Origin of the sequence: Bordetella muralis (genome assembly GCF_965139205.1) — a bacterium.
In the GTDB taxonomy this organism is placed as follows: domain Bacteria; phylum Pseudomonadota; class Gammaproteobacteria; order Burkholderiales; family Burkholderiaceae_B; genus Bordetella_A; species Bordetella_A muralis.
Genome location: NZ_CBCSIU010000001.1, coordinates 358,869 through 382,863, shown reverse-complemented (window position 1 = coordinate 382,863; position 23,995 = coordinate 358,869). Strand labels below are relative to the sequence as shown.

Here is a 23,995-nt window from a genome sequence, read left to right as displayed (position 1 = left end):
CACACATCCCACCGACATGCCAGCGGAGGCGGAGTTTTTCACGGCCGTAAACATTACGTCCGTCATATCAACGAGAAGCGCTCAGCGCAGAAGGATTTCCCATGAAGCTCAAAGGTTCTGTTGCTCTGGTCACCGGGGCCAATCGTGGTCTCGGTCTTGAGTTCTCCAAGCAATTACTGGAACGCGGTGCCGCGAAGATCTACGCTGCGGCGCGCAATCCAGCCTCGGTCACGCTCCCCGGCGTGGTGCCGATCCAACTGGACGTGACCAAGCCGGAAGAGGTCGCGCAAGCCGCACGTGCTTGTGGCGATGTCACCGTGTTGATCAACAACGCAGGCATCGCCCGGTTGGGGGGGCTCCTAACTGACAACTCCGACGCGCTGCTGCGCGAGCAACTGGAGACGAACCTTTTCGGCGCGCTGGACACGAGTCGCGCTTTTGCGGGCATCCTGGGGCGCAACGGCGGCGGCGCGCTGGTGAATATCCTCTCCATCGCGAGTTGGATCAATTCGCCGGCAATCGCCGCCTATAGCGTCTCGAAGGCAGCCGCCTGGTCGTTAACCAATGGATTGCGCCACGAGCTGCGGGCCCAGGGTACCCAGGTCTTGGGGTTTCATGGCGGCTTCATCGACACCGACCTCGTGCGCGATTTTGACGTTCCCAAGGCCAAGCCCGCGGACGTGGTGTGCCGCACGCTGGATGCGCTCGAAGCAGGCGAGGAAGAAGTCACCGTCGACGAACCGTCCCTCCAGGTCAAGCACGGCCTGTCGCATGGCGTCTACCTCAACGACATGGCTGCCGGCTGATTGGAGATGCCCATGCCCGGACAAACCACGGAGAGTCCCAATCTGCAGACAGTGCCGAGCAGTACGGGCCTCGACGCTCACCGATTACCAACCCAGCGTCACTTGACCGGTTCGCTGCTCTTCCTGCTGGCCGGCTTGGCCGCGCTGGGAACGTTGTCGACCAACATCATCCTGCCCGCGTTTCCAGACATGGGGAGCGCGCTCGGTGTCTCGACCAACGATCTCGGCGCCACTCTCAGCAGCTTCTTCGTCGCCTTCGCGGTAGGGCAGCTCTTTGTTGGGCCGCTGTCGGACCGCTTCGGTCGGAAATGGCTGGTGTTGGGCGGGCTTGTTGTGTTCCTGGCGGGCAGCGCGTTGTGCGCGCTGGCGNCGAGCCTACCCTGGCTCGTCGTTGGCCGCGTCGTGCAGGCTCTGGGCGTCTGCGCAGCTTCCGTATTGTCACGCGCCATCGCACGTGATCTCTTCGAAGGGGAAGCGCTCGCTAAGACCCTGGCACTGATCATGGTGGCAATGGCTGCCGCGCCGGGCTTCTCGCCGCTGCTCGGTGGTGCGCTGAACAGCGTGGTCGGCTGGCGCGGTGCCTTTATGTTGGTAGGTGCGCTCGGACTCGTACTCGCGGCGCACTACATCATCAGTACCGGCGAGACGCACCCTGCTGATCGACGTGCGGCAGTCTCGATGGCCGCCATCGTGAAGGGCTATGTGCAGTTGCTGCTCGATCCCCTGTTCATCGTGCCAGCTGTATCGGTGAGCTTTGTCGTTGGCGGGCTTTACGGCTTTTTCGCGACGGCGCCAGCGATCCTGATGGACGGCCTGGGCTTCTCTTCGCTCGGGCTTGGGATGTTCTTCGCCACAACCGTGTTCGTGGTATTTGCCGCCGGCCTGCTGGCGCCGCGGCTGGCGCATCGCTGGGGTCAGAAGCCAATGGCAACGGCGGGTATCGTCATCGCGCTTGCCGGAGGCACCCTGCTGCTGGCAAGCCCGCAGACCGTCACGATGTTCAGCCTGTCGCTCACGGTCTTCCTGTTCGGCATGGGCATGGTGAACCCGCTGGGCACCGCGATCACGCTGCAACCATTCGGCCACCAGGCGGGGACGGCCTCGGCGCTGCTCGGCTTCCTCCAGATGGGTAGCGCGGCACTCACCATCAGTATCGCCAGCACGTTCGATGTGACGGCTTACACCGCGCTGGGCCTCGTCCTTGCCGGCTGCACCGCACTGTCCCTCATCGTCTTCGCCGCTGGCTTTCGTCAACGGCACTCGACCGCGCCGTAGGGCACGCGCAACCCTTACCAAGGAATCAACCATGTCTGACCCCATCGTCATCGTCGCTGCAACACGCACACCGCTTGGCCGCTTTCTTGGCGACCTGGCGCCCGCATCGGCCGCGCAGCTTGGCGCACACGTCATCCGCGCCGCCCTGGAGCGCTCTGGACTGCCGGCCAACCGCGTGGAGGAAGTCTTGATGGGCTGCGTCCTGCCCGCTGGCCAGGGGCAGGCTCCAGCCCGCCAGGCAGCGCGTGGCGCGGGCCTTCCCGATGCGACGGGTGCGACCACCATCAATAAGGTCTGCGGCTCAGGGATGAAGGCCACGATGCTGGGGCACGACCTGATTCTGGCCGGAGCCGCCGAAGTCGTCGTCTCTGGTGGCATGGAGTCGATGTCGAACGCGCCGTACTTGCTTGCACGTGCGCGCAGCGGCTACCGCGCCGGGCACGACCGAGTGTTCGACCATATGATGCTCGACGGCCTGGAAGATGCCTACGAGCCAGGCCGGGCGATGGGCGATTTCGGGGAGGCTACAGCTAAATCCTACGGCTTCACCCGCGCCGACCAGGATGCCTATGCCGTGCAGACGCTGATGCGCGCCCGCACGGCCATTGAGAACGGCGCCTTCGCCGGCGAAATTACTCCGATCACGATCGAGGCCAAGGGTGGCGCCAGAATCGTCGCGAATGATGAGCATCCGCTGAAGGTCTCGCCCGACAAGATCCCGACGCTCAAGCCCGCCTTCCGCGCCGACGGCACGATTACGGCCGCAAGCGCGTCGGCCAACGCCGATGGTGCTGCGGCGCTGGTTCTCATGCGTCGCTCGCGGGCCGAGCGGGAGTCCTTGCCGATCCTGGCCGAGATCAGGGCGCACGCCACCCACAGCCAGACGCCGGCCTGGTACACGACGGCGCCAATTCCAGCGATCCGCAAGCTGCTCGACAAGACGGGCTGGACGTTGGGTGACGTCGATCTGTTCGAGATCAACGAAGCATTCGCCGTGGTCGCCATGGCTGCGGCCAAGGAGCTCGGCATCGAGTACGAGCGCCTCAACGTCAATGGTGGCGCCTGCGCGCTCGGCCATCCCATTGGTGCGACCGGCGCCCGCTTGATCGTCACCTTGCTGCATGCTTTGCGTCGGCGCGGCCTGCACCGCGGAGTGGCGTCGCTGTGCATCGGTGGCGGCGAAGCGACAGCCATCGCCATCGAGATTCCGCGCTGAATCGGGCCCAACCACCTTGCACAGGAGGCGAAGGGGGCGTGGGAGGTTGGAGTGCGGCGAGGGCTGTCAGTGGGTAACTGAAGAGGTGGCATGGCAGCGCCGGACCAGCGCGACGCGCAATGCGGTAGCCTATCTGGCGTTCAATCGTCCGCAGGATGGGCGGGCTTAAGGGCCGCGCGGCTCAACTAGCGTGCTTTGACCACATGATCCAGCGACTGGTCGAAGAACTCGGTGCATCGATATGACCGCGTATGTCGTCTTTCCAGAACGGCATTTGCTTCCGGTATAGCCCCTTGCCGCTCGGCCAACTCAGCCAATCTCGTCTTGGGGTGGGTGGCTGGCCAATAGGGCGGCGCAACGTTCCCGCAGGAAAGCATGCAATTGGCTGATCGCGGGTGTCAGTCGTGAACGGTGGGCACAGATGAGGTGCAACGGGGCAGGCTCGCAATGCGTGTGGGGAAGCAGCTCCACCAGCCGGCCCGCCTTCAGATCGTCAATGAGGTCCAACCGCGATTTGTAGACCACACCTTCGCCGGCGACGCTCCAGCGACGCACGGCATCGGCATCATCGCTGACTCGGTTGCCCGTGACCGCCACGGTGCGATCTCCACCGGGCAATGTAAAGCGCCATCGATCATAGATCTGTTCACTCCAGACATACCGGAGGCAGTTGTGACGCCGCAGGTCGTCGAGCTTGATCGGGGTGCCGTGCCGCTCCAGGTATGCCGGTGCGGCGCACAACGCACGCCGGTTGTGACTGGCCAGAGGCAGCGCCAGAAGCGACGAGTCGGCCAACGTGCCGTAGCGGACGACGGCATCCAGCGGCTGGCGGATGAGGTCAGCAGGGCGGTCGCTCATTCTCAGGTGCAGCGACAGCCCCGGGTGCTCGTGCTGGAATTCGTCCAGCCACGGCAGCAGCACGTTGCGCCCGCAATCGGAAGGCATCGACAGCCTTAGCGGGCCGCTCAGTGCCGAGCGGCCGTCGGCCAAGGCCTGTTCGCCTTGTTCCCGCGCGTCAATCATCGCCCGCGCATGGGGCAGGTAGCGCTCGCCGGCCTCCGACAGTTGCATGCTGCGTGTGGAGCGTGTGAACAAACGGGTATCGAGCGTCCGTTCGAGCCTTTGTACAGACGCGCTAGCCACGCCGGGCGCGATGTTCAGCTGACGTGCCGCTTCCGAGAAACTGCCGGCGTCCGCAGTGCGTACAAAGATTTGAACGTCATCGAGTCGAATGATTTTCATCAAATCAAAGAAAGTGTTTAGGTTTTTAGCGGATTTATCTGGAGATTGAAGAAAGTTAGCATGAAGTCCGTCTTCCCAGTTAGCCAATGACCTTCTGGGATCCCATCATCTTCAGCTATCCCAGGAGTCCTCTCATGAAGGCCATAGGCTTACACCAAAATCATCCCGTCACGCACCCACAGGCCCTGCAAGACATTGAGGTGCCGGTGCCGGAACTGCGTGACCACGACCTGCTGGTCGAGGTCAAAGCGGTATCGGTCAACCCGGTTGACACCAAGGTTCGGCTCGGTGGCGATATTCCCGCGAATGGCGCTCGCATCCTTGGTTGGGACGCCGCCGGCATCGTCCGTGCCACCGGGCCGCTGGCTACGCGCTTTAAACAGGGTGACCGCGTGTGGTACGCCGGTGACATCACGCGTCCGGGCAGCAACAGCGAACTGCACGCTGTCGACGAACGCATCGTTGGACCGATGCCGACCTCGCTGGATTTCGCCGAAGCGGCATCGCTGCCGCTGACGGCCATTACCGCTTGGGAATTGCTGTTTGACCGCCTGCGTGTGCAGGAGGCAGACCCCACGGACAACAATGTCCTGTTGATCGTTGGCGCCGCTGGCGGCGTCGGCTCCATCCTGACGCAATTGGCGCGCACCTTGACGGGCCTGACCGTCATCGGCACAGCGTCGCGCAAAGAAACCCGCGACTGGGTATTGGCGCATGGCGCGCACCACGTGATCGATCATAGCCAGCCCTGGGCACCGCAATTGGCCGAGCTCGGTATCGAGCACGTCTCTCATGTCGCCGGTTTGACCCACAGCGCAGCCTATGTGCCACAGATCGCCGCGGTGCTGCGCCCCGAGGGTCAGTTCGCGCTCATCGACGATCCCGTGGATCTGGATATCGGACCATTCAAGGGCAAGTCCATTTCGATCCACTGGGAACTGATGTTCACGCGAGCCATGTTCTCCACCAAATCCATCGCTCGCCAACATGCCTTGCTGCGCCGGGTGGCTGATCTGGTCGATCGAGGTGATATCAAACACACCCTCACTCAGCGCATCGATGGCATGAACGCCGCGAGTCTGATCCAGGCGCATGCATTGGTCGAGGCCGGCAGCATGATCGGCAAAGTCGTGATCGTCAACTCCTGAACGCTATTGAAAAGAAGCACGCAAATGACATCGCAAATCATCAATACGGCGACGATCAGCTTGGATGCCGCTCAAGCATTGCTGGCAGAGGCGCGTCGCGCTTGTGCCGAGCGTGGATTCGCCGCGACCATCGCCATCACTGATGCAGGAGGGCATCTGCGTGTCTTTGAGCGCGCAGATACGGCCCCTTTCCTCACCGTTGGTGTGGCGACGGACAAGGCCTGGACGGCTGCCTCGTTTGGCCTGAGTACACATCAATGGAACCAGCACATGGCAGACCCCACTGTGGCCGCGCTGGCGCATCACCCACGCATGACGCCGGTCGGCGGTGGCGTACCCATCATTCACGAAGGACAGATCCTGGGCGGCATCGGTATATCCGGCGGGACTTCCACCCAAGACCACGAGGCTGCCGAGGACGCTTTGCGTCACGTCGGTTTTCTGTAACGAGGCCAGTGCCTGGCAATCCTGAATGGCGCGAATAGATACCGGGCCGTCTCTCTATCCACATGAAATAAAAATGAAGAAAACACTTTCTTGCGCGCTGTCCCTCGCGATCGTTGCGACCTCTACCCTGATCGAACATAGGATAGCCAGTTAATCTCGTTGCCGTCGAAGGACGAGGCGCTGGCCCGGGAATACAGCGTGGCCGAGCTGTCGCCGGTCTTTGACCGTTCGCCACGCTAATTACTTGAATAACCTATTACTGCAGGCCCAGGAGGCCGCTCATGTCCTTGACGTCTCGCTTTTTTTCATCATCCTTGCTCGCCTTGGCGATTGCAGCAGCAAGCCAAGCCAGCTTCGCCACCGAAGCCACGCCGTTGCCTGCAGATGCGCCGGCAGATAAATCCATTGGCCAGCTCGATCAGGTGTTCGCCTTTCATGACGCGATGCCCACCGGTATCACCGTCACCGATAACGGACGCCTCTTTGTCAATTTCCCGAAATGGGGCGACGACGTTGCATTCACGGTCGGAGAAATCCGTGAGGGTCAGGTCTTTCCTTATCCCGATGCCGCGTTCAACCGGGAGGATGCTAGCGATCCCGCCAAAGGCCTGATCAGCGTGCAAAGCGTGGTCGCCGATGGCAAGGGTCGCGTCTGGCTGCTCGATACCGCGGCCCCCGGCTTTGCGGCGCCGAAGCCAGGCGGCGCGAAACTGGTGGCAGTGGATCTGGCCAGCAACAAGGTCGTCAAAACCCTGGTGTTTCCGGCTAACGTGATGCGGACCAGCACCTATGTAAATGACATGCGCTTTGACTTTCGCGTCGGCAAAGAGGGCACTGTATACGTCACCGACTCGTCCGTCTCCGGTCCTGGTGCCATCATCGTTATGGACATCGCCAGCGGCAACGCTGTACGACGCTTGAATGGCGCCAAATCGACTTCTCCGGATCCGGATTTCATTCCTGTGGTCGAGGGGCAGCAAGCACTGGTCACCAAGGGGCCGGACGGCAAGCCGAAGACGCTGACCGTGGCATCTGACGGCATTGCGTTGTCCGCCGATGGCAAGACGCTGTACTTCAGTCCTTTGTCCAGTCGCCACCTGTACTCTGTGTCTACCGCGCTGCTGCGCGACCCGAGCGTCAGCGAGGCTCAACTGTCAGCCGCGGTGAAAGACCTGGGGGAAAAAGGAGCCTCCGACGGCCTGGAAGCCGACGCCAATGGTGCCATCTACGCCGGTGATTATGAACACAACAGCATCCGCAAACGATTTGCTGACGGACGCTGGAAGACCATCGTTCATGATCCCCGGGTCCTGTGGCCGGACACGCTGTCGATCGGGCCTGACGGTTACTTGTACTTTGTTGCCAACCAACTCCATCGTCAGGCAGGTTTCCATGATGGCGAGGATCTGCGCGATAAACCCTACAGCCTGCTGCGCGTGAAAATCGACGCCGCCCCGGCTCCAACTCACTGATACCCGAGGCCACCATGAGAAAGGGGAAGGAAGCAGCGTTTTCTGAGGGCTCGATTACGGACTCGCCCTGCATTGCTCCTGCGGCCGTTCTACTAGTGGCGACACCTTTGGCCATATCATCGAAAGGATATTGAATTGTCAGCCTATATCATTTTCACGAGAGAAGAGACGCTCGATCAAACGGCGTTGGATACTTATTCAAAGATTCCCGACAAACTACAAGGACACCCCGTCACTGTGCGAGTAGGCTATGGCGAGATTGAGGTGCTGGAGGGACCTCCAATCGAGGGTGTGGTCGTTCTTGAGTTCCCCGATACAGATGCGGCCCGTAACTGGTATCACAGCCCGGCCTACCAGGCGGCCGCACAGCACCGATTTAAAGGGGCGCGTTATCGCGGCTTCATTGTTCAGGGAATGTAGATTGAACAGGCGGCGTGAGGTGCTAAAAACTCATAACGCCTCGCCATTCCAGTCGACTGACATTGGCAGAGACGTCTGTGGGCAGCATTAACGCATTCACGCCATATCGCCACATAAGCGTGCTCCAGCCCGTTCGGGATGTTCAACCATTACCTATTCCTGAGTGCGACCGCGTCACGCGGCCGCCGTCATTCTTATCCGCGATCAGTCAGGCATGAGACGCGCCAGCTAGGTTCGGCTACCTGAAGGACGGCTGATTAGCGTTCACATTCAGGGCACACGCCACCCGGTCCAAAGGTGGCGTGTGAGGGTCCCTCTCAATTCGTCGCTTCAGCCGCTAGCAACGCCGCCAGTTCATCGGGGCGATCCAGCATGATCGAATGCCCACACGCAATGTCGTGAACAGTCCACCTGGGGTCGGATTTCAGACGAGCGTGCGTCTGTGCAAACCAATCGCCACCATTTTTTGTCGCAAAGACATAAGTGCGATTGGCTACCTGTAATGAATCGACGCCTACCTTCACGCCCTGTACAAACGTGGCCAGCGGCTGTGGCACCGACATTTTGTCAACCCAGGCGGCGTCCGCGTCATTCACATTGAATGCTGCGGCCGGAATAGGGGGGATCATTCCGGCATTCCGATTTGCCTGCGAGAGAAAGGCCAGTGCGGTTTGGTTGCCCGTGATATCGATGAGAGACTGTCCGTCGTCGGGCGCATAGGCATCCAGGTAGAAGAGCGTGCGGATACGTTCACCGATTTCATTCGCGACGCCAGTGATCACTTGTCCGCCATACGAATGACCGCATAGTATTGCGTCGGAGATATCCTCGCACCTGAATACGTTCACAATGTCTTGAATGTGCGTGTCCAGATTGATTGCCCGGTCGGCCAGGTGAGCGCGTTCTCCCAGGCCAGTCAGCGTGGGTGTGTAGACGTCGTGTCCTGCGTCACGAAGCTTGCGGGCCACCCTTGCGTACACCCAGCCGCCCTGGAAAGCCCCGTGAACTAGAACAAATTTGGCCATGATTGATTCCTGTTGTTTGCGTTAAACCTGCTGCGTGGCGCTATCCGGCGTTGCGCGCCGGGCTTTATCTCTTGCACGCCGTCCAAAGGGTGCGGACCACTGACTGATCGCGACTCCTGATACACAGATCACGGCACCCAGAATCAGCAACAGGGTGACGGGCTCGTGCCTGAAGATGACGCCAGCGGCTATCGCGAAGAAGGATTGAAGCAATGCATAGGGGGCGACGCGCGCCATTGAGAACCGGGCGATTAGCCAAAGCCATGTGACGAAGGCGACGATGCCCCCTAACAGGACCGTGAAAGCGAAAGCCAGCCATTCAGAACGTGATGCGCTTTGTAGCGCCTGCATCTGGTGGCTCTCCATGATCAGCGAAAGCCCGAGAAGCTGAAATGCCGTGAAAAAGGATATCCAGGCGAAAAGCCTCACCGGCTCGAATGGTCCGAATTTCTTGGCGAGTACGTTTCCGATCGCCAGGCCGACGGCAGAGGCAAGCACAAAGAGCATCGGAACGACCGGGATTTTCAGCCCAGGATCGACCACCGCAATTGCGACACCAAACAGGGCGATGCCGACACCGAGTATCACCCGAGCAGAGGGCTTCTCGCCCAGCATGGGCCATGCAAGCACCAAGGTAAAAGGGGTCCAAAGCTGGTTGGTAATCCCGGCAACGCCCGCTGGCGCCTCGGTCAAGCCAATGAATGCGCCCGCGAAGTTTACGCCGCCCATGAAAAGAGAAATCAGAAAGATCGGCTTTATCTCCGACTTCCGAATGCGACCCGCGAATGGGATAAGGATCGCCGCGATTACCGCAAAGCGCAGGCCGGCAAAGAGCAACGGGGGCAGCACAGTAAGGCCGGCTTTGATGACGACATACTGAGCCCCCCACAGCAGCGGAACAAGTAGCGCCGCTGCGATGTGAATTAAATTCATTTAAAAACCATTCGGTCCAAAAATAATCAAAAATGAATGCCTCGCGTCATGACCGTCAGTGATCAAGCTGCGAGGCAGCTAATAAGCGTTTGCGCGGCAGCCCGGGCTTTGTGGGGTGCGCCCTTTACCTTGCGAACGACACGCAATCCCTCGAGAAAGCAAACCACCATATAAGCCGCCGCATCTGGGCTGACATGCTCGCCCAAATGTCCTTCTTTTTGAGCACGCGACAAGGCTTTGCTTATGCGAACCCGCATTGATTCGAAAAAATGCGCAATCCGGGTCGACGTCTCCTGATCCCAAGCCGCGATTTCCATGGCCGTTGCCACCAGCAAGCAGCCGCGTTGGCCCGCAACGCCGTCGGTGCGCGCGATATAGCCGTCTACGCAGGCTTTGAGTCCCTCCAGGGCATTCACGCCCGAGGTGAGTTCGTCATCCACGCGCTGGAGTGATTGAGCGATGTAACGATCAAGGGCGAGCAAGAAAATGCCATGCTTGTCGTTGAAAGCGGCGTATAGGCTTCCTCGGGATAGCCTGGTTGCCTCCATGAGGTCCGGTAGAGATGTGCCTTGATAGCCCTTCGTCCAGAAGATCTGCATCGCCTGTTCGACAACCTGGTCGGCGTCGAACTCACGGGGGCGACCTCGCTGCCGGTCGGAGAGGGTGGTCGTATTAGCCATTTTCGAATTATAGACTTATCAGTTTAAAAATGGCAATGTAAATTGCAATCAGCGAGTACTCGATTTGCAGATCCGTCCAACAACTGCGTATCGCCGCATCAACGACATTGCGGTGATCGTGAGCTAATTCGCCAGCGCGAATGTGAGGTGATTGACCAGCGCGCGGACCTTTGTCGACGGTCTGGGGCCCGACGGAAATACAGCGAACGCCTTCAAGGGCTCAAGTTCGTAGTCGGGTAGCAACTGTACAAGCTTGCCTTCACGCCGCTCTTGTTCTGACATGATTGTGGTGACGTTGGCTATCCCCAGGCCTGCCAATGCAGCAGCCAGGACGCCTGGCGCCGCGTCAACCTTGACTTTCCCACGCAGAGTCACCACCTGCGCCGTTCCTCCTTTCAGCATCTTTAACGTGCTTTTTTCCGGGAAGCTTTGTTCGTGCAAGATCGTATCGTGGCTTGTTAATTCTGCTGGCGCTCGAGGTGTGCCTCGCTTGGCCAGGTAGGACGGCGAAGCGACTAATAATCTTTCCACGGACGCTATTTGTTTGGCACCGAAAGTTGAGTCTTCGAGGGTGCCCATCCGGATGGCCATGTCGACGCCGGCGGCTACGAGGTTCTGACGCTCATCTCGCATCGTTATTTCGACTCGCAGATCGGGATAGCGCTCCAGAAAGCTGGCTAGCGCGGGAATGATCGCCCGAGTGCCGAACACAATAGGCACCGCGAGGCGGATAGTGCCGCGCAGAGAATCGATTCCCCGAACCGCATCCTCGGCCTCCTCCAGATCGGCTACCGCTTGGCGAGCTTTATCTAGAAATGCAGCGCCTGCCTCAGTCAAGGTCACATTTCTGGTCGTGCGAAGCAGAAGCTTGACGCCCAACCGTGCTTCCAAACCCGTGATGATTCTGGAGGCGGAGGGCTGTGACAGCTCAAGCTGCTGAGCCGCGCGAGAAAAGCTCCCCGACTCGGCCACGCGCGTGAAAACCTCGATTTCAAGCCATCGGTCAGTCATTTGCTTTCCAAATAAGTGTTCTGCAATTTTAGGGCATTATTTTCTTTGAAGAATCAGTCTACGATGGCCTCCTTGCTAACAGCCTGCTCCATGCGACAACCCCGTCACATGGCACGACTGGGGCGTCTCGAGCCCGCCGCTGGCCCTCGCTTTCTATCGAGGAGGGGGAGGGAAGCCCCAATTGCAGCGCTGATCACCCCCCTGCATCTACATGAGAGAGCAACTATGACCATTAAAATCTACGGCGACCCGGGCTCGGGTAGCCTTCGTCGTGTAACGACTGCTGCAAAGATCATGGGCGTCGACATCCAACGGATGAATGTCGATTTGTTCAAGGGCGAAAGTCATACCCCTGAATTTTTGCAGCTGAATCCGCACGGACTGACTCCCGTGCTTCAGGATGGCGATACGGTTATCTGGGAAGCCTCTGCCATTAATCTTTATCTCGCCGAAAAAGCGAACTCCGACCTGCTTGGCCGCACTCATACAGAACGGTGGGAAGTGCTGCAATGGATGTTCTGGTCCGGTGAGCAATGGCGGGTCTTTTCAACCCTGCTCTTTAACGAATGGGCGGGCGCGACGCTCATGGGCAAGCCTCGGACCGATGCCATCGTGGATTTGCTTACGACGAACATCCGCAATGCCGCCGCTGTCCTGAATGCACACCTAGAGAAACGAAGCTTCATTGTCGGCGATGCGTTGACCCTTGCCGATATCGACATCGCTGCGCCATTCTCGCAGTACAAGCGAACTGGAGCGCCGTTCGACGAGTTCCCCAACCTCATTGCCTGGCAGGAGCGGCTATTGCAAACCGTGCCGGCGTGGGCCGCTACGAGGGATGAAGTTGAGCAACGCATGACAGGTGTACTTAACGCCGTGGGCTGAAGCATGTGCTGTAAAAATTGAGGGCCCGTCGAGAAACTCTGGGACCACCGAGGGTGGAGTTAGTCGACGCCCTATGGAGCAAAAAAGCCGCTCTGCGATGCAGTGGCGGCTTTTTCTATTGCTGGTGCCCGGGGGCCGGGATTGAACTGGCACGCCTTGTGGGGGATTTTGAGTTGGCGGTTTACAGTGTTTGTACAGGGGAATGAGGCGAAGTCAATGAAAAGTATCGGCCTCCCCGGCGACATCCAAGGCCTGTACATCTTCGTGAATGACGATAGCGACCGATCTCCCTTTCATTCCGCAACCTTAATAACGACCTTGCCAAACGGGCCACGTGCCAGATGTGCATATGCCTGACACGCCTCGCCGAACGAGTAAACCTGGTCAATAACCGGCGTGATGCCGTGCTGGTTCAGGAACACATTCATGCGTTCGAACGAAGCTCTGTGCCCCACCGCGATACCCCGTATCGTCGTTTGGCGAAACAGTAGGGGTATGACATCCAAGGTAGCTTGTAGGCCGCTCAGGAAGCCGATTTGAGCAATGAGGCCACCGGCTTTCGTTGCCGCTACAGACTGATTCAGGCCATTTCCGCCTGCGACGTCAAGGAGCAGATCAACGCCCTTGCCATCAGTCAGTTCGAGAACGGCTTTATCCCAGTCGGGTCGCTGTCTGTAGTTGATACCCTCATGAGCGCCAAGAAGCTTAATCTTCGCCAAGTTTTCATCACGACTCGATGTAGCGATGACGCGTGCACCAAGCGCGGCGGCAATTTGCGCGGCAAAAATGGACACACCGCCTGTGCCCTGGAGCAGTACTGTTTGGTCAGGCTGAAGCTTGCCAAACTCCATCAGAGAGAACCAAGCGGTCAGCGCAGCGATCGGAAGGGTAGATGCTTCGACATCGGACATACTGTCTGGCGCTCGCACAGCACTTTCTTCATGGATGATCATGTACTCCGCAAGTCCGCCGGGTAGAGGCGCACCAAAACAGTAGTCTGGTTCATTGGGACCGGGAGCACCGTCAATCCATCGGGAATACAGGGTCGAGTTGACACGGTCGCCTACCTTAAAGCGACTCACGCCCGTGCCTGTGGCGACAACCGTACCGGCGGCGTCGCTGACGGGAATCAAGGGTTTGGGAATCATGGCCGGCTCGTAGAGTCCATCGACAATAGCCTTATCGCGGTAGTTCAGCGATACGGCACCGACTTTAACTAGTAATTCACCGGCCGAAGGTACCGGAGTCGGGACGTCGTCGAGTTGTAGATTTTCGAGACCAAAGTCTTTGAGGAGCCAAGCCTTCATGTTGTGCCTATCAGAGTGCGAGAAAAGGGGATGTTCCGAGATGGATAGATCCCGGCGAAGATCATCATTCTCCACATCAAGGGCGTCGCAATAAATACCAAATTTCAAGCCAAACTGTTGCCTGGAAGAGAAACAATAAATTGAGACTGGTTCGCCTGCGGCCTCGGTAAGGTTGCCAAGTTCCACGATGCGAGTGCAGAGCTGTAAAGCATCAAAACGGTCCACAACAGCCGTATTGTTGATGATTTTTGAATTAGTAAGCCAATTTCGCCCTGTTTAATCATGGTGGGTCAAGTGTCATTATGGTTCGACGCTCTCACCCGCCTCCTTGAGGGAAATCATCATGAATATCAGTACCTCCGCTTCAGCACCATCGATCGTTCGAACTGCCATTGTTACCGGGGCATCCAGAGGCATAGGTCGCTCCATTTCTCTACGCCTGGCCGCCGATGGTTTCAAGATCGTCGTCAATTATTCGGGTAATGCCGCCAAGGCAGAGGAGGTTGTCGCTGCTATCCATGCCGCAGGGGGGCAGGCTATCGCCGCGCAGGCGGATGTATCCAAAGCTGAAGATGTGCAGCGGCTTTTTGCCACGGCGCTTGAAACCTTCGGAACCATTGGCGCGGTCGTACACAGCGCCGGAATAATGCCGTTGGCGCCGATTGCTCCTGAAAGCATCGAAGCTTTCGACCGCACCATTTCTACTAACTTGCGGGGCGCATTCTTGGTACTAGGTCATGCCGCTCAGCACTTGCAGGCCGGTGGGCGCATCGTTGCCGTGTCGACAAGCGTGATCGCCAAATCCTTTCCCAACTACGGGGCCTACATCGCATCCAAGGCGGGGGTAGAAGGCCTTGTGCGTGTGTTGGCAAACGAACTTCGTGGCCGGAGCATCACAGTCAATGCAGTTGCGCCGGGGCCGGTTGCGACTGAGTTGTTTATGGAAGGCAAGACCGAAGAACAGATCGCGCAGATGACAAAAATGGTGCCTCTCGAGCGTTTGGGGCAACCCGACGATATCGCCCGCGTGGTGTCGTTTCTCTTAAGTGCGGATGGCGATTGGGTCAATGCCCAGGTCGTGCGCGCTAACGGCGGCTTCGCCTAAGTAGACGCATTTTTTCACTTTGTTGGAGAAAACGATGAGTCAGACCATATTGATCACCGGAGCATCAAGCGGCTTCGGCGCGCTTAGCGCGAGAGCACTCGCATTGGCGGGCCATACCGTCTATGCGGGGATGCGCGAAACGCTCGGAAGAAACGCGCCACAAGTCGAGGCGTCGCTGAACTATGCCGCCACGCACCAGGTGAAGCTGCATGCGATTGAACTGGACGTGCAATCAGAAACATCCGTGCAGGCTGCCGTGGATCAAGTCATCGCGGCCCAAGGGCGGATCGATGTGCTGATCCACAATGCCGGGCACATGGTGTTCGGGCCTGCAGAAGCATTTACCCCCGAACAATTTGCCTATCTCTATGACGTCAACGTGCTGGGCACTCAGCGTGTGAACCGCGCTGCACTACCCCATCTACGCAAGCAGGGCCAAGGATTGGTGCTGTGGGTCGGTAGTAGCAGCCACAACGGTGGTACTCCCCCTTACTTGGCACCGTATTTCGCTGCCAAGGCCGCGATGGATGCCGTGGCTGTCAGTTATGCCGGCGAATTGGCCCGCTGGGGCATCGAAACCTCCATTATGGTGCCGGGCGCCTTCACGAAAGGCACCAATCATTTCGCACATAGCGGCCGCCCTGCTGACACGGCGCGTGAGCGGGAGTACTCGGAAGGCGCTTACGCAGGCTTTGAGCAGGAAATCCTGACGGGATTGGCCAATTGCGAGCCCGCGGATGCCGACGTTTCCATGGTGGCGCAGGCCATCGTTAATATCGTCGGATGTCCATACGGCCACCGCCCATTCCGTGTTCATGTAGATCCGTCTGACGACGGGTGCGAAGTGGTGGATAGGGTTGCAGGCCGCATTCGCGCGGAATTCCTGCGCCGCATCAACCTGGCCGATCTCTTGTCGCCCCGTCAAGTCTCATCTTCCGCCGGAGGCGTCCATGGTGCATAAGTTCGGATCGACACATTTGAAAGTGGTGGTTGGCGAGGCGTAGATCGCAAACTCAAGATTTCAATATGAATTCTGCAAAATTCAACTCGCGACTATTCAGGCTAGCCGCGATTTTCTGGACGGTAGCCTCCATGGCGTCTGCAGGCGCCCAAACGGCGCCACGCAACGCACCGATGGACTTTCAAGGGCGTGTGCTCGTCTCCATATCGGATGCGGATATGCTAGCTTCGGCCTACGTAGACGGCGTGCTCGGCCCGCGTGAGGGGCGCGACGCGATTTCCGTGATTCCGCTGACCGAGGGTGATCGCGTAATCGACGTGCGCACCTTGCGCGCCTACGAGACCGAGGTTAGCAACTCGGTTGCCGGTGCCCCAAGCGCTGTAGCCATCTCGCCAGATGGCCGCTATGCCTTCGTTGTCGAGACTTTCAAGCAAGCTGAACAGCAAGCACAACGCTTTTCCGATTTGCCGGCGGGCATGACGCTTACGTTAGTTGATATCGCTAATCCCAAAACGCCGCGTGTGCTTGAGAAGCTTGAGGTGGGCAAGCGCTTGGAAACGGTGGAGATCAATCCCGCAGGCGACATGCTGGCAGTGGGATTGCATCCGCGTGACGGGCGCGGCGTGGCATTTATCCCGTTTCGTGAAGGACGCTTCGGCACTCCGAGTTATCAGCTTCTACCAGGTGTCGACAAGGACACGCGCATCACGCACGTAAGCTGGCATCCTTCCGGACGTTTCATCGCCGCGGCGCTAAGCGATGCCGGCCGCATTGCATTTGCGCGAGTGCAGCGCCAGGGCGATGAAATCAGTCTGCAACCCTGGGGTGGGTCCGTGCAGGTAGGTAAGTATCCTTTCAAGATCGTGTGGACCCCGGGCGGAAAATATGTGCTGGCCAATAACTTGCAATGGGGGCCGGATGTTGGTGGCTTCTGGACCGAGGCGCCGCGCGGCAGCGTAGCAAGCATACGGTTCGCCGACAAGTCAGCGACGGACCTGCAGGGTCGTACAGTCGTGCAGCATGCACTAGTTGGCGTCGCCGAGACCGGTGTCTCGCCGGAAGGCCTGACAATCAGTCCCGACGGCCAGCTCGTGGTGACCACCAATCTTGAGCGCAGCTTCCTACCCTATGACGATTCCAGGATAACCTGGCATGCTTCGCTCTCTCTGCTGCGTTTCGATTTGGCCAGCGGACAATTGCAGCATGTTGCCGACTACCCATTTGATGGCATTCTTCCGGAGTCAGCAGTGTTCGATAACTCTAGCCGTTACCTAGCTGTAGCGAATTTCGATCACTTCGACGATAACCGGGCAGGTGGTAGCATCGATTTCTGGCGTGTCGATCGCGATCCACTCAATCCACATCCCCTGCTTGTGCGCACGGTGCATAACGTGCCGGTGACGCGCGGGCCGCACTCCATCGTCCTGGCGCGCTAAATCATCGGGGGGCATGCTGAAAGGACTCAGTCGTTAGATAAGCACTATAGTGACTAGAGCACTGAGTATTGCGGCATTGNGGNCGCTGCAGCGTCCNCCGCGACCGAAGCTCGTCAATGCGCCTCCGTCTTGAGCCCTGCGAATCTGAAACCGAATCGCATCCTCCTTATCAGAGTCGATTATTGAGCTAGCCATCGCCTTGGGACCGACTAGCCTTTTTTACGGAAGACTGTGGCAGTGCGATAGCAGTTGGCCATTGCCCATCCTCGACCAGTCGCTGTGCTTGGGATATCACCATCGTAAGCAGATGCTGTGCAGCATTGGAAAGCGTACGTTCGCGCGAGTAAGCCACAATCCACGAGATAGTCAAACCTTTTACTGGTGCTGCAGAGATCTGTTTAGCGCGCAGGAGATCGTGTACGGCACAGTAGGGCAACACGGCACACCCAAGACCCTCCGCGACAAGGTCGAGCATCAAAGCAGACATGTCGACTTCCATACATACTTTAATATCCACGCCGGCTTTCGCCGCAGCTTTTTCGATGAGCTTGCGCAGACTATTAGGGTAAGAGGTCAGTATCAGGGGAGAGCGACATAGTGTGCGCATATCTACAGGGCGATCCAGACTCAAGCCCGCATTCGTAGGCATGATGGCCAGTAGCTTCTCAGTCAATAACGGCGTGCAATGGAATTGGCTAAAAGGTTCCTCAGTGGAAAAAATCGCAATATCTGTCTTACCGGAGGCGACGCTGTCGCGAATGTCGCGCGAGGAACCTTCATGGATGCGCAGAAGCACTTTGGGAAACGCACTGGCATAACGAGCGGCCATCCGCTTTGTGAGCATGCCACGCAGGCTAGATGGCACTCCTATAGTCACTGTGCCGGTAGGCTCTAATGCCTGCGAGCTCATGTCCTCCTTGATGGCCGTAATGTCCTTCATCACGGCAAACGCTCGCTGCCTCAACATCTGGCCGGCCTCGGTGAGCGCCATGCCGCGGGCTTTACGCTCAAAAAGCGAAACCTGCAATTCGTCTTCGAGCAGTTGTATCTGCCTCGACAGGGCCGGTTGCGAAATCCAGACCTTGGTAGCTGCGCGGCTGACGTTAAGTGTCTCAGCGACCGCGAGAAAGTACTGGAGCTGGCGTAGGTCCATTAGATGTTTCCGATAAAAAATGGCCGTTCAAGGAGCCCGGTTGAACCATAACCTAATTACATAATTAATGTCATGAATATGTATTTTATATATTACTAAGCCGTTCTTGACGATAAGCTAGCCATTAGCTCGCGCTGAGTCGCACGCTGGCGAAGGTACTCGATCCATAAGCGCCCCATGGCTTTGGGGAGCAGTTCGCCTCAAGCAGGCAAGAAGGTGGGTTAGCATTTTTTTGACATAAATGTCAAAAAAATGATCCACTACTCTCGCTGCCTGGTGCAGCACCGCAATGGAGCGAATGGAGTACTTATATGGCTGGAGTGCGTCAGTTTGATGAGAGCGAAGCCTTTGACAAGGCGTTGGCCTTGTTCTGGAGACAGGGATACGCTCGTACGACGATGCAGGAGTTAGCACAAGAGACCGGTGTTCAACGGGGGTCGCTATATCACGCATATGGCGACAAAGAAGCGTTGTTCCTGAAGGTTTTCGAGGTGTACCGCGATCGCTACGTCGGTCAAATGCGTGAGGCGTTGAATCATTCCGACCTGGAAACGGCAGTTCGGGATTTCTTTAACTTTGCGATTAGCTCCATGACGACCGGCAATCCCAGCCGAGGGTGCCTGAGCACCAAAACCGCGGTGGGAACCGAAGACATGAATCAGTCCGTGCGCGCCGTGATTGAAGAAATGTTAAATGAGATCGAGCGCGCACTCCATGAACGTTTCACTCGTGCGGACGCTAAAAGCAGGCTGACGACATCGCCGCGCAAAGCGGCTCGAATGATCGTCGCCATGACGCGAGGGCTGGTCGTACTCGAGCGGGTTTACCAGGACGAGAAGCGCCTGCGCGAGATGGCAGACCTTGTGATCGGGTTGCTGATGCTACCCGGACGCAACGGATCGCCCTAACTGGCGCATATATCCAGAAGCCCACCATGTAGAAAGCAGATTTGCTTCTGACTGCGCAAGCCAGCGCTTCGGGTCGAGCAAAGAGATCTGCCGAGATGACGCCGAGCCGGAAATCCAATCGGCGCCGCTGGCCCTCTCGCTCGCTGAGCTTGCGAGTCGCGGTAACCGCTAGCGTTTGGCGCATTCCCTCATATCTAAAGATGCGGCAGATGCCGATCAGCATCAACTCGACCTGCATCAAAAGCATGCTTTTAAAACATCAATGCAATGCGAAATATGTATTTTACATATCGATGTCTGATTCTTAAAGTTTCATTGTCGAATGAGTGTACGACCCGCAGTTAACGCTACTTTTGGATGAGACTATGAAGCAGAATAATTTGCCGCCTACTAAAACGCTTTCTCCTGCCGAGATGGAAAAGTTTGTTGCCCGATTTAGTGCTTTGCGGCCACAGAGCGAGTTTTATTCCAAGGATCAGGGCATTCCTGACGCGGCATATCAGGCGGTGACCGCACGCACGCTCTACACCTTAATGGCACCGTCTCAAAAGGCCGGTCCTATGTCTGCGCGGCCAATCATCGAAGCTACGGAGAATCTCTCCGTCATCATCGCCGAATGTCCCCCTGGCGATAAGCCAATGCTGCATGCGCATTTCCACACTGTGGAGCATTTCTTTTGCCTCCAAGGACAATTCCGTATTCGGTGGGGCGACGAGGGCGAGCATGAGATCGTGCTCAACCCGTTTGACATGATCCGCGTGCCTAAAGCGGTATGCAGAGACTTCACCAACATTGGCGACGAGACTGCCTATCTGTTGGTGTTGATCACAGGCAAGAATGAGTCGGACTATAACGACATTGGGTTCGCTCCCAGTGAGTCAGAGAAGTTCAAAGACGAGTTCGGCGAGGAAATCGTTGGGAAGATGGAAACGATTGGGTTCAGCTTTCTCAAAAACTAAGCGCCGTTCGACTGAATTACGTCCTTGCCGCCCTTGAATCCGTTCGATTACGAGCGCCAGACATGTGACTGCACGGATCGACCGGGCAGAGACCCCACCGACCCCTGTACCTCGACTACGCGGTGCCCACTTACTAGAACAAAGGAGATTGATCATGGCATGGGACATTGGTGATTTACTCATCAGACGCGTAATTACTGGAGTCAGTCGATCCGATAGCGTAGTGCCGATTACATCAGCGTTGCCAACGTTTCACGTCACCGAACTTTGGAAAACCGACTCGACGCCGGCAAGCCTTTCGCAGGAGGACGATTTGTGCGCAGGGCCGCTTGAGTTGGAGCCACCTCCATGCGGCACGTTGCTACGGTATTTGGAGTTTCCTCCCGACAGCGTCTGGCAAGGGAAAGTGGTGGGAAGTGAGGTATTCGGTGCAATGGGAGACTCAGGGAGGGCCGCGATTGATACGGACGCGCAACGTCATGAATTGATGCACCAGACGCATACGCTCGACTACATCATTGTGCTCGAAGGCGAGATCGTGGCAATCCTAGACGACTCGGAGACTGTGCTCCAGGCTGGCGATGTGTTGATTCAGCGTGGTACACGACACGCATGGAGCGTGCGGGGAAACGAAAAGTGCCGGATGGTTGCCGTGCTGATTGATGCACGAAAGCCTGAGCTTTAAGAATGGGAACAACGCGCTCAATAGCGAATGCGCTTGTTGAATCGTTCACAGTACACTAGGTAAAAAATGAAAGCTGCCGTCTATCGTAAGTTTGGTGCCGCGCATGAGGTGTTTGCCATTGAGCAGTTCGCACCAGTCAAACCTGCTGCTGGTGAGCTACTGATCGCCGTCAAGGCATCGGGAGTCAATCCATCAGACGTCAAGAATCGTGCGGGCGTGGTCATGAACACCATGCCTTATGAGTTTATCGTGCCGCATAGTGATGGCGCTGGGATCGTTAGCGAGGTGGGCGAGGGCGTCGATAAGAGTTGGCTCGGCAAACGCGTGTGGGTTTGGAATGCGCAGTTCCGTAGGCAACTTGGCACTGCGGCTCAATTTGTCACGTTGCCCGTTGGCCAAGTTGCCGAGTTACCTTCGCGCTCGCACTTCGCAATGGGTGCGTCGCTCGGCATTCCCGCGATGACTGCTTACCGCGCCGTGACTTGTGGCACCCCCATCGCAGACGCCAATGTCCTTGTCAATGGCGCGAGCGGCAACGTCGGTAGACTCGCAGTCCAGATGGCCAAATTGTTGGGAGCGAAGCGCGTGATCGGTCTAGTCGGTGATCCGCAGCGTGCACAGCATGTACATGAGGCGGGCGCTGATCATGTGATTGGCTATAGGGATGATGACCGTGAGAAGCAGATCGAAGCACTGGTAGGCCCACGCGGTATAGATCGGATCATCGAGGTTGAATGGGGAAGCAATTTCGAGTTCGACTTGAGTGTGATCCGGCCGGAAGGAGAAATCTATGTATATGGTTCTGCTGGTCAGATGAAGCCTGCTATCAGCATCCAGCAATTGATGCTCACTGGCGTGACAATGCATTTCCGCTCGGTCTACCTCCTTCCCGAGAGCGTACGCCAGGAGGCTGCTCAACGCATCAACATTTGGCTAGGGAAAGGCTTGTTGAATGTGCCTGTGGTGGACACTTTTAGTCTGGAGGAAATCGCTGAAGCCCACCGCGCGGTCGAACAGCGCCGGGTGCACGGCCATGTTGTCCTGCAGATCGATTGATCGATCTGCGCTCTTCCAAAAGGCGTGGACGTCATTACGCACGTTCCGCGCTGCGCGACCTGCCGGGACCGGCGCTGTAGGCGAACTGCTAACAACAGTCTTGAATACGGTATTCATGACGAACCTCCTCGTGAGTGTTGGGGGCGAAATGGCTTATAGGTATTCTGCTCGTTCATTCAAGACTATTGGTGATATAAAACTTAGCAGGGCGATAATATCGCGACCGCTGCCGTGCTAATTGCGTTCATTTCCGTCGCAGTTTCCGTCGGCAGTATCGGAGGCTTCATGGAATTACTTCAGACAATGCAGATCTTTGCCACACTGGCGGAGCTAGGCAGCTTTACCAAAACTGCTGACGCAGCGCAAATTGGCCGGCCCCAGGTCACGCACGCAATTCAGGATCTGGAAGCAGCGCTAGGCGTGAGATTGGTTCAGCGCACGACTCGAAAGGTGAATCTCACGGCCGAGGGCGAAGTCTTTTATGAGCGCGTCACCGAGATTCTCGGCAATATTTCTGAAGCTACATCACTCTTTTCCACCAACGGCGAGAACGCCCGAGGGCGCTTGCGAGTCGATCTGCCAGTCGCCCTGGCTCAGCCGCGCTTCATGGCAAGCCTGCGTGAATTCAAGCGGGCTTACCCCGATATCTCGCTGGTTCTGGGCGTAACTGATCGGACGCTCGACTTGGTCGCCGAGGGTGTCGATTGCGTGGTACGGATCGGAGAGTTGCCAAACTCAAGCATGATCGGCCGCCGCATAGGCACGGCGGCCATGGTCACGTGTGCCGCGCCGGACTACCTGCGCGAGTATGGCCATCCCGAGAGCCTTGAGGATCTATCTCGGCACCATGGAGTGAATTACTTTTCGGGAAACGCACGTAAGTCGATGGATTGGCGTTTCTTGATTGATGGCGAAGAGAAAATTTTCAACCTTCGCTCAGGGATTCTGGTGAACGATTCGAACGCATATGTAGAAGCTGGATTAGCCGGCTTTGGCATTATGCAAGCGCTCGGTATTAGCGTTGATCACCACCTTATGAGCGGTTCGTTGGTAGAGGTTTTGCCACAATGCCGACCGCGTTCACGCCCTGTGTCGGTGTTGTACCCGAGTAAAGTCCATCTGGCACCTCAGGTGCGCGTGTTTATTGATTGGGTCGCAGAACACTTTCCACAGTTGCATGGCGATTGGTTCGAGGCCTAAACCTAAAAATTCTCCAATCGTTAGGCACCAATGAACTAGACCATGGAATGTTGCGTCGGGAGGGAACAATCTATTGCCTCTCACGGCATCGATTGCTGGGGCGTAAAGCCCTAATCTGAACCTACTCCAACCAACAGAGGTACATATCATGTCTCTTGAAAAAGATGTCCGTTATTTGCTCGATCGCATTGAGATTGAAGATAAGGTTTCCCTTTATGGCCTTGGTCAGGACCTTCATCAGGCTGGTGCGGAAAACAAGAATGTTCTGGAACAATGGAACGACCTTTTCACGCCGGATGCGAAAATCGATTTGAGTAGCCTGGGCCTGAAGACCTATGACCTTCAAGAATATGGCGAGCTCATGCGCGGTAAGGGTATGAAGGGTGGCGGTCTTGAAGTGAAATTCAAGGCTTGGCAACATATCGAAGGGCTGGCCCGTGTAACGATTGATGGCGATACTGCCAAGTCACTTTCGTTCCACTTCCATAGTCATGAAGCTCGCGATGTAAAAGCAAATCTGATCGATGCTGGCTATTGGCACGACGAGTGGGTGCGGACGCCGGCAGGATGGCGGATCAAGGCCCGCCGGCACCAGTCCTTGTACACGAACACCTACGCGGTGATCGACGGTCCGGATTTCCTGCAGGACTAAAGGACTCTGCGGG

24 protein-coding genes and 1 pseudogene are annotated in these 23,995 nt (G+C 57.5%); 18 read left to right on the top strand and 7 right to left on the bottom strand.

All coding sequences use genetic code 11. The features are described from left to right. Positions 1–101 precede the first annotated feature (101 nt). The 4 genes and pseudogenes from ACNA0I_RS01795 (at position 102) to ACNA0I_RS01780 (ending at position 3,297) form a co-directional block, all read left to right on the top strand. The gene (locus tag ACNA0I_RS01795; RefSeq protein WP_415804340.1) at positions 102–806 is read left to right on the top strand and encodes an SDR family oxidoreductase; all 705 of its coding nucleotides are present in this window, start codon (positions 102–104) and stop codon (positions 804–806) included. Between the two features lie 6 nt (positions 807–812). Continuing rightward, a pseudogene (locus ACNA0I_RS01790) lies at positions 813–1,175 on the top strand (MFS transporter); the annotation flags it as partial. A gap of 1 nt (position 1,176) precedes the next feature. Continuing rightward, a partial coding sequence (locus ACNA0I_RS01785) for an MFS transporter (protein ID WP_415804339.1) occupies positions 1,177–2,081 on the top strand: 905 nt, incomplete at its 5' end. A 31-nt stretch (positions 2,082–2,112) separates the two neighbouring features. Then, complete coding sequence (locus tag ACNA0I_RS01780) at positions 2,113–3,297, top strand: acetyl-CoA C-acyltransferase (protein WP_415804338.1); 1,185 nt, start codon at positions 2,113–2,115, stop codon at positions 3,295–3,297. Between the two features lie 309 nt (positions 3,298–3,606). Here the strand turns inward: ACNA0I_RS01780 and ACNA0I_RS01775 are convergent, their stop codons facing one another. Further along, positions 3,607–4,533, bottom strand: coding sequence for a LysR family transcriptional regulator (locus ACNA0I_RS01775; RefSeq protein WP_415804823.1), 927 nt, complete (start codon positions 4,531–4,533; stop codon positions 3,607–3,609). Between the two features lie 140 nt (positions 4,534–4,673). Here ACNA0I_RS01775 and ACNA0I_RS01770 point away from each other — a divergent pair, with 140 nt between their 5' ends. From ACNA0I_RS01770 to ACNA0I_RS01755, 4 genes are all read left to right on the top strand, one after another. Next, positions 4,674–5,687 carry a zinc-binding alcohol dehydrogenase family protein gene (locus tag ACNA0I_RS01770; RefSeq protein WP_415804337.1) on the top strand — a complete coding sequence of 338 codons (1,014 nt, stop codon included), beginning with the start codon at positions 4,674–4,676 and terminating at the stop codon, positions 5,685–5,687. A gap of 24 nt (positions 5,688–5,711) precedes the next feature. Then, positions 5,712–6,134 carry a GlcG/HbpS family heme-binding protein gene (locus ACNA0I_RS01765; protein ID WP_415804336.1) on the top strand — a complete coding sequence of 141 codons (423 nt, stop codon included), beginning with the start codon at positions 5,712–5,714 and terminating at the stop codon, positions 6,132–6,134. A 281-nt stretch (positions 6,135–6,415) separates the two neighbouring features. Next, a complete protein-coding gene (locus ACNA0I_RS01760) occupies positions 6,416–7,606 on the top strand; it encodes an L-dopachrome tautomerase-related protein (RefSeq protein ID WP_415804335.1) in 1,191 nt (396 codons plus the stop codon). 135 nt (positions 7,607–7,741) lie between these two features. Beyond that, a complete protein-coding gene (locus ACNA0I_RS01755; protein WP_415804334.1) occupies positions 7,742–8,026 on the top strand; it encodes a DUF1330 domain-containing protein in 285 nt (94 codons plus the stop codon). A gap of 317 nt (positions 8,027–8,343) precedes the next feature. Here the strand turns inward: ACNA0I_RS01755 and ACNA0I_RS01750 are convergent, their stop codons facing one another. From ACNA0I_RS01750 to ACNA0I_RS01735, 4 genes are all read right to left on the bottom strand, one after another. Continuing rightward, positions 8,344–9,051, bottom strand: a complete 708-nt coding sequence (locus ACNA0I_RS01750; protein WP_415804333.1) for an alpha/beta fold hydrolase — start codon at positions 9,049–9,051, stop codon at positions 8,344–8,346. Between the two features lie 21 nt (positions 9,052–9,072). After that, positions 9,073–9,984, bottom strand: a complete 912-nt coding sequence (locus ACNA0I_RS01745; protein ID WP_415804332.1) for a DMT family transporter — start codon at positions 9,982–9,984, stop codon at positions 9,073–9,075. Between the two features lie 62 nt (positions 9,985–10,046). Continuing rightward, positions 10,047–10,664, bottom strand: coding sequence for a TetR/AcrR family transcriptional regulator (locus ACNA0I_RS01740; RefSeq protein WP_415804331.1), 618 nt, complete (start codon positions 10,662–10,664; stop codon positions 10,047–10,049). Positions 10,665–10,787: 123 nt separating this feature from the next. Continuing rightward, positions 10,788–11,675, bottom strand: coding sequence for a LysR family transcriptional regulator (locus tag ACNA0I_RS01735; protein WP_415804330.1), 888 nt, complete (start codon positions 11,673–11,675; stop codon positions 10,788–10,790). Between the two features lie 225 nt (positions 11,676–11,900). Between ACNA0I_RS01735 and ACNA0I_RS01730 the strand changes: the two genes are divergently transcribed. Then, positions 11,901–12,560 (top strand): glutathione S-transferase family protein, encoded by a 660-nt coding sequence (locus tag ACNA0I_RS01730; RefSeq protein ID WP_415804329.1) that lies wholly within the window; start codon positions 11,901–11,903, stop codon positions 12,558–12,560. A gap of 293 nt (positions 12,561–12,853) precedes the next feature. Here the strand turns inward: ACNA0I_RS01730 and ACNA0I_RS01725 are convergent, their stop codons facing one another. Beyond that, entirely contained in the window at positions 12,854–14,092 is a 1,239-nt protein-coding gene (locus ACNA0I_RS01725) for a zinc-dependent alcohol dehydrogenase family protein (protein WP_415804328.1), read from the bottom strand. Between the two features lie 118 nt (positions 14,093–14,210). Between ACNA0I_RS01725 and ACNA0I_RS01720 the strand changes: the two genes are divergently transcribed. The 3 genes from ACNA0I_RS01720 (at position 14,211) to ACNA0I_RS01710 (ending at position 17,369) form a co-directional block, all read left to right on the top strand. Continuing rightward, a complete protein-coding gene (locus ACNA0I_RS01720; RefSeq protein WP_415804327.1) occupies positions 14,211–14,972 on the top strand; it encodes an SDR family oxidoreductase in 762 nt (253 codons plus the stop codon). A gap of 34 nt (positions 14,973–15,006) precedes the next feature. After that, positions 15,007–15,933, top strand: a complete 927-nt coding sequence (locus ACNA0I_RS01715; RefSeq protein WP_415804326.1) for an SDR family oxidoreductase — start codon at positions 15,007–15,009, stop codon at positions 15,931–15,933. Positions 15,934–15,998: 65 nt separating this feature from the next. Then, the gene (locus tag ACNA0I_RS01710) at positions 15,999–17,369 is read left to right on the top strand and encodes a lactonase family protein (protein ID WP_415804325.1); all 1,371 of its coding nucleotides are present in this window, start codon (positions 15,999–16,001) and stop codon (positions 17,367–17,369) included. A gap of 187 nt (positions 17,370–17,556) precedes the next feature. Here ACNA0I_RS01710 and ACNA0I_RS01705 read toward each other — a convergent pair whose 3' ends face one another. Continuing rightward, positions 17,557–18,522 (bottom strand): LysR family transcriptional regulator, encoded by a 966-nt coding sequence (locus tag ACNA0I_RS01705; protein ID WP_415804324.1) that lies wholly within the window; start codon positions 18,520–18,522, stop codon positions 17,557–17,559. A gap of 311 nt (positions 18,523–18,833) precedes the next feature. Here ACNA0I_RS01705 and ACNA0I_RS01700 point away from each other — a divergent pair, with 311 nt between their 5' ends. The 6 genes from ACNA0I_RS01700 to ACNA0I_RS01675 all read left to right on the top strand — a co-directional run bounded on the left by ACNA0I_RS01700 (position 18,834) and on the right by ACNA0I_RS01675 (position 23,982). Continuing rightward, positions 18,834–19,430 (top strand): TetR/AcrR family transcriptional regulator, encoded by a 597-nt coding sequence (locus ACNA0I_RS01700; RefSeq protein ID WP_415804323.1) that lies wholly within the window; start codon positions 18,834–18,836, stop codon positions 19,428–19,430. 365 nt (positions 19,431–19,795) lie between these two features. After that, entirely contained in the window at positions 19,796–20,389 is a 594-nt protein-coding gene (locus ACNA0I_RS01695; RefSeq protein WP_415804322.1) for a cupin domain-containing protein, read from the top strand. A gap of 154 nt (positions 20,390–20,543) precedes the next feature. Then, positions 20,544–21,074 carry a cupin domain-containing protein gene (locus tag ACNA0I_RS01690; RefSeq protein ID WP_415804321.1) on the top strand — a complete coding sequence of 177 codons (531 nt, stop codon included), beginning with the start codon at positions 20,544–20,546 and terminating at the stop codon, positions 21,072–21,074. A 66-nt stretch (positions 21,075–21,140) separates the two neighbouring features. Then, positions 21,141–22,130 carry an NADPH:quinone reductase gene (locus ACNA0I_RS01685; RefSeq protein WP_415804320.1) on the top strand — a complete coding sequence of 330 codons (990 nt, stop codon included), beginning with the start codon at positions 21,141–21,143 and terminating at the stop codon, positions 22,128–22,130. Between the two features lie 285 nt (positions 22,131–22,415). Further along, complete coding sequence (locus tag ACNA0I_RS01680; protein ID WP_415804319.1) at positions 22,416–23,330, top strand: LysR family transcriptional regulator; 915 nt, start codon at positions 22,416–22,418, stop codon at positions 23,328–23,330. A gap of 148 nt (positions 23,331–23,478) precedes the next feature. Beyond that, positions 23,479–23,982 (top strand): nuclear transport factor 2 family protein, encoded by a 504-nt coding sequence (locus tag ACNA0I_RS01675; protein WP_415804318.1) that lies wholly within the window; start codon positions 23,479–23,481, stop codon positions 23,980–23,982. Positions 23,983–23,995: the final 13 nt, after the last annotated feature.

Coding starts and splice junctions, on each gene's coding strand:
- ACNA0I_RS01680 (WP_415804319.1), top strand. CDS start 22,416: ATGGAATTACTTCAGACAATGCAGATCTTTGCCACACTGGCGGAGCTA.
- ACNA0I_RS01750 (WP_415804333.1), bottom strand. CDS start 9,051: ATGGCCAAATTTGTTCTAGTTCACGGGGCTTTCCAGGGCGGCTGGGTG.
- ACNA0I_RS01745 (WP_415804332.1), bottom strand. CDS start 9,984: ATGAATTTAATTCACATCGCAGCGGCGCTACTTGTTCCGCTGCTGTGG.
- ACNA0I_RS01710 (WP_415804325.1), top strand. CDS start 15,999: ATGAATTCTGCAAAATTCAACTCGCGACTATTCAGGCTAGCCGCGATT.
- ACNA0I_RS01770 (WP_415804337.1), top strand. CDS start 4,674: ATGAAGGCCATAGGCTTACACCAAAATCATCCCGTCACGCACCCACAG.
- ACNA0I_RS01740 (WP_415804331.1), bottom strand. CDS start 10,664: ATGGCTAATACGACCACCCTCTCCGACCGGCAGCGAGGTCGCCCCCGT.
- ACNA0I_RS01720 (WP_415804327.1), top strand. CDS start 14,211: ATGAATATCAGTACCTCCGCTTCAGCACCATCGATCGTTCGAACTGCC.
- ACNA0I_RS01795 (WP_415804340.1), top strand. CDS start 102: ATGAAGCTCAAAGGTTCTGTTGCTCTGGTCACCGGGGCCAATCGTGGT.
- ACNA0I_RS01685 (WP_415804320.1), top strand. CDS start 21,141: ATGAAAGCTGCCGTCTATCGTAAGTTTGGTGCCGCGCATGAGGTGTTT.
- ACNA0I_RS01700 (WP_415804323.1), top strand. CDS start 18,834: ATGGCTGGAGTGCGTCAGTTTGATGAGAGCGAAGCCTTTGACAAGGCG.
- ACNA0I_RS01690 (WP_415804321.1), top strand. CDS start 20,544: ATGGCATGGGACATTGGTGATTTACTCATCAGACGCGTAATTACTGGA.
- ACNA0I_RS01705 (WP_415804324.1), bottom strand. CDS start 18,522: ATGGACCTACGCCAGCTCCAGTACTTTCTCGCGGTCGCTGAGACACTT.
- ACNA0I_RS01760 (WP_415804335.1), top strand. CDS start 6,416: ATGTCCTTGACGTCTCGCTTTTTTTCATCATCCTTGCTCGCCTTGGCG.
- ACNA0I_RS01675 (WP_415804318.1), top strand. CDS start 23,479: ATGTCTCTTGAAAAAGATGTCCGTTATTTGCTCGATCGCATTGAGATT.
- ACNA0I_RS01780 (WP_415804338.1), top strand. CDS start 2,113: ATGTCTGACCCCATCGTCATCGTCGCTGCAACACGCACACCGCTTGGC.
- ACNA0I_RS01695 (WP_415804322.1), top strand. CDS start 19,796: ATGAAGCAGAATAATTTGCCGCCTACTAAAACGCTTTCTCCTGCCGAG.
- ACNA0I_RS01715 (WP_415804326.1), top strand. CDS start 15,007: ATGAGTCAGACCATATTGATCACCGGAGCATCAAGCGGCTTCGGCGCG.
- ACNA0I_RS01730 (WP_415804329.1), top strand. CDS start 11,901: ATGACCATTAAAATCTACGGCGACCCGGGCTCGGGTAGCCTTCGTCGT.
- ACNA0I_RS01765 (WP_415804336.1), top strand. CDS start 5,712: ATGACATCGCAAATCATCAATACGGCGACGATCAGCTTGGATGCCGCT.
- ACNA0I_RS01735 (WP_415804330.1), bottom strand. CDS start 11,675: ATGACTGACCGATGGCTTGAAATCGAGGTTTTCACGCGCGTGGCCGAG.